The 7,535-nt window shown below is 46.0% G+C and carries 9 protein-coding genes; 7 read left to right on the top strand and 2 right to left on the bottom strand.

Features of this window, described 5'->3' with window-relative positions:
• Positions 1 to 91 precede the first annotated feature (91 nt).
• The 3 genes from nadD to rlmH are packed head-to-tail and all read left to right on the top strand — an operon-like array spanning position 92 to position 1,630.
• A complete protein-coding gene (nadD, locus tag VIM91_RS03075; RefSeq protein ID WP_331863353.1) occupies positions 92 to 763 on the top strand; it encodes a nicotinate-nucleotide adenylyltransferase in 672 nt (223 codons plus the stop codon).
• Between the two features lie 9 nt (positions 764 to 772).
• On the top strand, positions 773 to 1,144 hold the full coding sequence (gene rsfS, locus VIM91_RS03070; protein ID WP_331863352.1) for a ribosome silencing factor: 372 nt from the start codon (positions 773 to 775) through the stop codon (positions 1,142 to 1,144).
• A gap of 15 nt (positions 1,145 to 1,159) precedes the next feature.
• On the top strand, positions 1,160 to 1,630 hold the full coding sequence (rlmH, locus tag VIM91_RS03065; protein WP_331863351.1) for a 23S rRNA (pseudouridine(1915)-N(3))-methyltransferase RlmH: 471 nt from the start codon (positions 1,160 to 1,162) through the stop codon (positions 1,628 to 1,630).
• Positions 1,631 to 1,643: 13 nt separating this feature from the next.
• Here the strand turns inward: rlmH and VIM91_RS03060 are convergent, their stop codons facing one another.
• Complete coding sequence (locus tag VIM91_RS03060) at positions 1,644 to 1,874, bottom strand: DUF2789 domain-containing protein (protein ID WP_331863350.1); 231 nt, start codon at positions 1,872 to 1,874, stop codon at positions 1,644 to 1,646.
• Positions 1,875 to 2,093: 219 nt separating this feature from the next.
• On the opposite strand from VIM91_RS03060, the gene rpsT reads away from it, so the two are divergent.
• The 4 genes from rpsT (at position 2,094) to VIM91_RS03040 (ending at position 5,779) form a co-directional block, all read left to right on the top strand.
• On the top strand, positions 2,094 to 2,357 hold the full coding sequence (rpsT, locus tag VIM91_RS03055) for a 30S ribosomal protein S20 (protein WP_029933899.1): 264 nt from the start codon (positions 2,094 to 2,096) through the stop codon (positions 2,355 to 2,357).
• Between the two features lie 139 nt (positions 2,358 to 2,496).
• Positions 2,497 to 3,312 (top strand): ATP-dependent zinc protease, encoded by an 816-nt coding sequence (locus VIM91_RS03050; protein ID WP_331863349.1) that lies wholly within the window; start codon positions 2,497 to 2,499, stop codon positions 3,310 to 3,312.
• Entirely contained in the window at positions 3,312 to 4,820 is a 1,509-nt protein-coding gene (locus VIM91_RS03045) for an inactive transglutaminase family protein (protein ID WP_331863348.1), read from the top strand. Before VIM91_RS03050 ends, VIM91_RS03045 begins: the two co-directional genes overlap by 1 nt.
• Entirely contained in the window at positions 4,820 to 5,779 is a 960-nt protein-coding gene (locus VIM91_RS03040; RefSeq protein WP_331863347.1) for an alpha-L-glutamate ligase-like protein, read from the top strand. The genes VIM91_RS03045 and VIM91_RS03040 overlap by 1 nt, the downstream gene beginning before the upstream one ends.
• A gap of 52 nt (positions 5,780 to 5,831) precedes the next feature.
• Here VIM91_RS03040 and VIM91_RS03035 read toward each other — a convergent pair whose 3' ends face one another.
• Positions 5,832 to 7,463 (bottom strand): acetolactate synthase large subunit, encoded by a 1,632-nt coding sequence (locus tag VIM91_RS03035; RefSeq protein WP_331863346.1) that lies wholly within the window; start codon positions 7,461 to 7,463, stop codon positions 5,832 to 5,834.
• Positions 7,464 to 7,535: the final 72 nt, after the last annotated feature.

Raw genomic sequence — 7,535 nt, 5'->3', positions numbered from 1 at the left:
TCATTTGGTTAGTTTAAGTGACGCTGCCAGCGAATAAAAGTATAATGTGGCGTTTAATAATTAATGTATTAAATCTTGCTAAGGATCGTGTGTGCAAACTACCAGGCCTGGTGAACCAGCCGGACAATTAATTGGCGTATACGGCGGCACGTTTGATCCGATTCATTACGGTCATTTACGTCCGGCGCTGGATGTGTTGAATCAGCTTGAGTTGGATCACGTGCGCTTTATTCCTTGCTTTATTCCGGTGCATCGCGCGCATCCGCAGGTGTCTTCCGAGCAACGCTGCGATATGATTGAATTGGCGATTCAGCGCCAGCCGAATTTCATCTTGGATAAACGTGAAATCGAGCGCCAAGGCCCATCGTTTATGGTCGATACCCTGCGCAGTTTAAAGCAAGATTTTCCTCAAGCCAGCTTGGTGCTGATGATGGGAACAGACGCGTTTGCGAAGTTTCTATCTTGGCATGAATCCGCCGCCATTCTAGAACTGGCGCACTTAGCGGTTATGCATCGGCCAAATGAACCTTTACCTAGCCAGGGGGCGTTGGCGCAGTTATTAGAAGCGCGATTGGTGACAAAGTTACCTGATTCACCAGTCGAACCAAGCCAGCGCGCCGGACAGATTGTAGAAGTGGAGGTCACGCAATTAGATTTAAGCGCTACCCGATTACGCGAACTGTTAAAAAACGGCCAACCGATTGACTATTTGATGCCGCCTTGCGTGATCGACTATATTAAACAACACCAACTTTATTTATAAGGAATCTGAATGGATTTGCAGCAAATTGAAAACATCGCCCTAAAAGCATTAGAAGATGGTAAAGCACGAGATGTGCAGGTAATTGACGTGGCGGGTATCTCCAGTTTTACGGATCGTATGATCGTCGCAACCGGCACTTCTTCAACTCATGTGCGCTCATTGGGTAGCATGGTGGATCAGGCGTTTAAAGAAGCCGGCGATCCAAGCATGGGCATGGAAACTGGCCCAGAGCCGGACTGGGTTTTGATTGACCACGGCAACTTGATAGTGCATGTCATGACTGAAAAAGCACGTGCGTATTATTCAATCGAAAAGCTGTGGGATATGAAGGTGGAAACGCCTGAAGCCGCAACCGATGAACAAGCCGATAAAAACGACTAAGATTCGAGCGGATTGATGCAGATTCACTTTATTGTTGTCGGCCAGAAAATGCCTAAATGGGTACAAGAAGGTTACAGTGAATATGCCAAACGCCTGCCTAAAGCTTGTGCGTTAAATTTAATAGAGTTGCCAATGTCGCAACGTGGCAAAACCAGCTCGGTTGATCAAAACAAACAAGAAGAAGCCAAACGTATTTTAGCGGCGATCCCAAAAGGCGCTCGTTTGGTGGTGTTGGATGAACATGGTCAGCAACCTACCACGTTACAATTATCAAAAAAACTGGAAGATTGGCTGGGTGGCGGCCAGGATGTCGCGCTGGTTGTGGGTGGGCCGGATGGCTTAGAGGCAAGTTTAATTCAGCAGGCGGATTGGAAGTGGAGTTTATCGAAACTGACTTTGCCGCACCCGTTGGTTCGGGTGCTGATTGCAGAACAAATTTATCGCGCTTGGTCGGTAATTCAAAACCACCCATACCATCGCGAGTAAATTTGATGGACTGTTAGTCGCGTAATTGCGCGTCTAGGTGATCAACGATATCCACCCAGTCGGCATCGTTTTGCCAGCTTTCACGAATAAACTGGGCTTGTGATTGAGTCCAGAAATCCGCTTGATCTAAGGGTTTATCATCGCGGATTCGGTGTTGGCGGATAAAGTCCTGAATGGCTTTATCTGAACTGTCTAAGCCAAGTTGATCAAACAAGGTGGAAAGCGTGTGTTGGGATGTGTCCATATCGATTCCTCCGTCAAGCGTTGTTAAAATCGTTCAGTTCAATTATAGCCAGCCTAAGCCTAAGAAAAATAGCCTTTTTTTAGTTGACGTGATAAATAAACACGGTATAATTTCGCAATCCTTTCAGACCCTATTGTAAAACACTGGCTGAGTTGTGAATCTGACAACTTGTAAAACCCGGATTACTTTAGTTTTTAACAGAATTTTGGAGACATCATTGTGGCAAACTCAGCACAAGCACTAAAACGCGCTAAACAAGCCGAAAAACGTCGTCAGTTAAACGCATCACAGCGTTCAGACATGCGTACAGCGGTAAAAAAAGTACTAGTCGCGATTCAAGCGGGTGATAAAGCCGCGGCAAACGAATTGTTCCGTGCCGCACAAGCTAAACTTGACGGTATGGCGCGTAAAGGCGTGATCGAAAAGAACAAAGCCGCGCGTTCAAAAAGCCGTATCAACGCTCGCATTAAAGCCCTAGCTTAATTTTAAGCCAGCTTTAAAAGCGTGCCATCCTTAATCGGATGGCTTAAAAGCCGTGTAGCAGTATGAAAATATTGCGCACGGCTTTTTTGTTTGGTCGCTTATGGTATTATCTAAAACTCATTTTTTTGGATAAGGTCTAGTGAATTCTGTTTTAAAAACAATCCTTGTTTTCCCCTTCCTATTAGTTAGTTTATCCGCTTGTGTTCCCTCGCATGTTTGGATCAAACAGGCTGACTTAACTGCCATTGAAAATCGTCTGACTCAAGTTGAAGAAGCCTTACATCAGCAGACCCAACAACAGCAAGCTGAAGCGGATAAACGCTTTAGAAGTCAGCAAGCCGCCCAGCAAGAATATTTAGAGGTTTTACGCGAAGATCTAGCCAAGTTAGATTTAGGTAGTCGAATTTATCAATCGGTTGAGCCCATTGATTTGGCGGAGCAGGAAGAAATTAACACTCAGCGCCAGACCAAAAAAACCAATGATGATGGCTACATTTATGTGGGCGATAAGTTATTGGTGGGGGAAATTGAAACGGTACATATTGAGCCGTCTGATATTCGCATGCTGGCACGTATTGACAGTGGCGCGACCACATCCTCATTAGATGCTCGCAACATTACGCGCTTTGAACGTGATGGAAAAGATTGGGTGCGGTTTGACCTGGTTAATCGGCAAAACGAGGATGCCAAAACGATTGAGCGGCCGCTGGTGCGAAACGCTCGAATTGTGCAGGCGAGCACTGAAGACTATGAACGTCGACCGGTTGTGTTGATGAATTTAACGCTCGGTGACATAACTCAAATGGTCGAGTTTACTCTGTCAGATCGAGCGCATTTAACTTATGCGGTGCTGATAGGTCGTAATGTTATGAAGGATATTATTTTGGTGGATGTGGGTAAAAAAGACATCGCACCACCAAAAGTATCTATAGCAACCATCGGTGAGGAAAACTAATGTCGCGTCCGATTTTTTACGGTTTTATTTTTTCGCTGATCGTGATCGGTATTCTAACCGCATGGATGCGTCATGATGTGACCGGTATTCCATTAAAGCCCGGCGAACAAACCTCAGCTTGGTTGGTTGAAGCAAAAGTAGATTTCCGCGCACATGGCGACGAACCGGTGTTGGCGAGTTTGAATTTACCGGCTCATACACCCGGTTATAAACTCTATTTTGAGCAAACGGCCTCTCCGGGTTATGGGTTTTCGATTATCGAATCGGATGGCGCACGTCGAGGCGAATGGTCAAGACGCGAAGCTGACGGCATGCAAACGCTGTATTATAAAATTCAAATTGTGCCCGATCCTAATCCGTCAAGTGAATCCGAACGCCCTCCAGAATCTAGCCTAGAAGTATTTTGGCGTGAATCAGACCGCATTGCCGCCGAGAATTTATTAGAAGAAGCCTATCAACGTTCCAGCACCCCTCAAAGTTTGACGCGCGAGGTAATTAAACTGGTGGCTGAAACCAACCGAAATCAAAATGCCGAACTCCTATTAGCCAATCACTCACGCCCTCATTTGCTTGAGAAGTTGCTTAGTCATGCCGGTTTAAAAGTACGTGTGGCGATGGCGTTGGAGTTAGAAGATGCACGTCGCAATCAAGAATTAATTCCGATGATTGAAATCTACGCGGATGATGAATGGGTGGTGTTTGATCCAGTAAGTGGCGAGCAGGGCTTACCAAGCAATAGAATGTTTTGGCATCGTGATGGTGGTTCTTTAATTGATTTAATGGGCGCAAGTGGCGCACAAGTTAACTTCTCGATGCTAGAACAAAGAGTACCGGCATTAGAATTAGCGCGGGCGCAAACCGGTGACAGCGTATTTGATTTATTAAGCATTCATCATTTGCCGATCGAAGAGCAGGGCGTGTTTAAGTTGTTATTACTGCTACCGGTTGGTGCACTGATTACAGTTTTATTGCGGGTGTTAATTGGCATACGCACCTCCGGCACCTTTATGCCGGTGTTAATTGCTTTAGCGTTTTTACAAACATCACTCATACCAGGCCTGGTGAACTTTGTGGCGATTGTGGCGATTGGTTTGTTATTGCGTAGTTATCTATCTTCACTTAATTTATTGCTGGTTTCGAGGATCGCGACCATTATCGTGATTGTGGTATTCATTGTCGGTTTGATGAGTTTGATAGGTTATCAATTGGGCTTTAATACTGGTATGACGGTGGCGTTTTTCCCAATTATTATTTTGGCCTGGACAATTGAACGTATGTCGATTCTTTGGGAAGAAGATGGCCCGAAAGAAGTACTGGTGCAGGGCGGCGGCAGTTTGTTAGTCGCCATCTTGGCTTACTTGGCGATGCAGTTGGAATATGTGGGTTACTTGAGCTTTAACTTCCCTGAACTCAATTTAGTGCTGGTGGCGTTGATTATGCTGATGGGGCGTTATACCGGATATCGTCTGTTGGAGCTGCGTCGGTTTCACGCGTTGGAGTCAAAATAATGGCTTGGTGGATTCGACCAAGCCAATTAAGAGCGCAAGGCATCATGGGCATGAATGCCCGTAATATCGATTTTATTTCGCAATACAACGATCGACGTTTGTATCCACTGGTGGATAATAAACTCAAAACCAAGTTAATAGCCGAAGAGTCAGAGGTCAATTCGCCGAGTTTGCATGGTGTGATTCGCCAGCAACATGAAGTCAAAAAACTCATGGACTTTCTAACTGGTTTGGAGGGCTTTGCGATTAAACCCGCGCGCGGCTCGGGTGGTAAAGGTATTTTGGTGATTGTTGGTCGTGATGGCGATGCGTTTATTCGCGCGTCGGGCAAAAAGATGAGCTTGGCTGCAATTCAGCGTCATGTGACGAATATTTTAGCCGGCTTGTATTCACTCGCCGGTGCGCCGGATACGGCGTTGATTGAAGGCTTAATTCGAGCCGATGATTTGTTTGCGGATTACTCCTTTCAGGGGGTGCCGGATATTCGTATTATCGTGTTTAAAGGGTATCCGGTGATGGCGATGTTACGTTTGTCGACCCAACAGTCGGACGGAAAAGCTAATTTGCATCAAGGTGCGATTGGTGTCGGCTTGGATATGAGCTCTGGTCAAGCTGTGCATGCGGTGCAGTTTGAAAAACGTTTAACCCATCACCCAGATACTGGGGCGGCGTTAAATCAAATACAAATTCCAGATTGGACGGATTTGCTGAAACTGGCATCACGTTGTTATGAAATGACCGGATTAGGTTATTTGGGAACCGATATTGTTCTAGATGCAGATCGAGGCCCGATGCTACTTGAGTTAAATGCACGTCCGGGCTTGACGATTCAAGTCGCAAACGGCACCGGTTTATTACCAAGATTACGCCATATTGAAACGCTGGATCAACCGAAAGCCACATCCGAAGAACGGGTGGATTATGTGCAGGAATACTTTCGGGCGAAGCCTTTAATTTAGCTGGAGTATTGGGTAATAACACAAGCACCAGGCCTGGTACTTGTGTTGTTTATTAAGTCGGACAAATCATTTGACCGAGTTGTTGGGTAAGTTTGATGTTTTCAGAATAATCGACCGGACAGTCAATAATGACCACGCACTTATCTTTTATCGCCTTTTCTATGGTCGGCAATAACTCATCTGTATGTTCAATTCGGTAACCCTTCGCGCCAAACGCATCGGCAAATTTAACTAAGTCCGGGTTGTTAAAATGGATATTACTTTCGCGACCAAATTCATTGAGTTGTTTCCATTTAATCAAACCATATTCGCTGTCGTTCCAGACTAATATTATCAACGCTAAATTGAGGCGCACGGCGGTTTCAATTTCTTGGCAATTCATTAAGAAACCTGCATCCCCAGTAACGGCCACGGCCACTTGGTCGGGTTTGGCGAGTTTTGCTGCAATCGCACCCGGCAGGGCAATCCCCATGGAAGCAAAACCGTTTGAAATAATGCAGGTGTTAGGCGCCTGGGCGTTATACATACGCGCCATCCACATTTTGTGTGCACCCACATCACACACCACAATATCTTCATCGTCCAACGCGACCCGCAAATCGTGAATGATTTTTTGCGGTTTCACAGGAAAAGTTTGGTCTTCGTCGTATTGATGAAATTCATATTCCATCATGGTTTTTAAGTTGGCCACGCCGCTGTCTTCATGGCGATGACTGACCGAAGCAATGCTTTCTAAACTGCGGCCAATATCACCTAGCACACCCGTTTCGACAATATAGTATTCATCGACTTCAGCCGGGTGAGTATCGACATGGATGATTTTGCAGTCTGGATTATGATTCCAAAAAGCCGGCTGATATTCGACAATATCGTAGCCTACACACACAACCACATCCGCCCGATCAATGCCGCAAGCGACATAATCGTGTGCTTGTAATCCAATTGTGCCGATAGATAAATCGTGGCGACAAGGGATCACGCCTTTGGCCATAAAGGTAGTGGCGACCGGAATATTGAGTTTGGCGGCAAACTCAATTAAAGCCTCGCTGGCTTTCGCACGCACCACGCCGTTACCGGCAATGATCACGGGATGTTTGGCTTGCGATAATAATTCAGCCGCCTGGCGCACTTTTTCGAAGTTGGGTGCGGGGGTGGTGGGGCTTTGGCGTTTCAGTGGTTTTTTATCGACCGACATTTTGGCGACATCTTCGGGAAAGTCGATAAAGCTGCAACCAGGTTTTTCGATTTCGGCGACCTTAAAGGCTTTGCGCACAATTTCAGGAATAATATTGGGGCTGAGTATTTGCGTGCTGTATTTGGTGATAGGCTGAAATAAGTTCACCAAATCCAGTACTTGATGACTTTCTTTATGCAAACGTGTAGTCGCGGCTTGACCGGCAATCGCCACCACTGGCGCTCGATCCATATTCGCATCGGCCACCCCGGTGACAAGATTGGTTGCGCCCGGGCCCAAAGTCGATAAACAGACTCCCGCTCGACCAGTTAAACGACCATAAACATCCGCCATAAAAGCGCCGCCTTGTTCGTGGCGCGTTAGAATAAACTGAATTGGGCTGTCTAATAAAGCATCCATCAAATCCAAGTTTTCTTCACCTGGTATGCCAAACACATACTCAACTTCTTCGTTTTCTAAACACTTTACAAATAACTGAGCGGCTTTCATGTCAATCCTTTGGGTTTGGTTGTGCTGTTCTAGGTTACTGATAAACGCTTATCGCATCAAGTCATATAGTGC

This window comes from Thiomicrospira sp. (genome assembly GCF_036568485.1).
In the GTDB taxonomy this organism is placed as follows: domain Bacteria; phylum Pseudomonadota; class Gammaproteobacteria; order Thiomicrospirales; family Thiomicrospiraceae; genus Thiomicrospira.
Note: the sequence above shows the minus strand (reverse complement) of the source record. Positions and strands in the feature narration are given on the sequence as shown.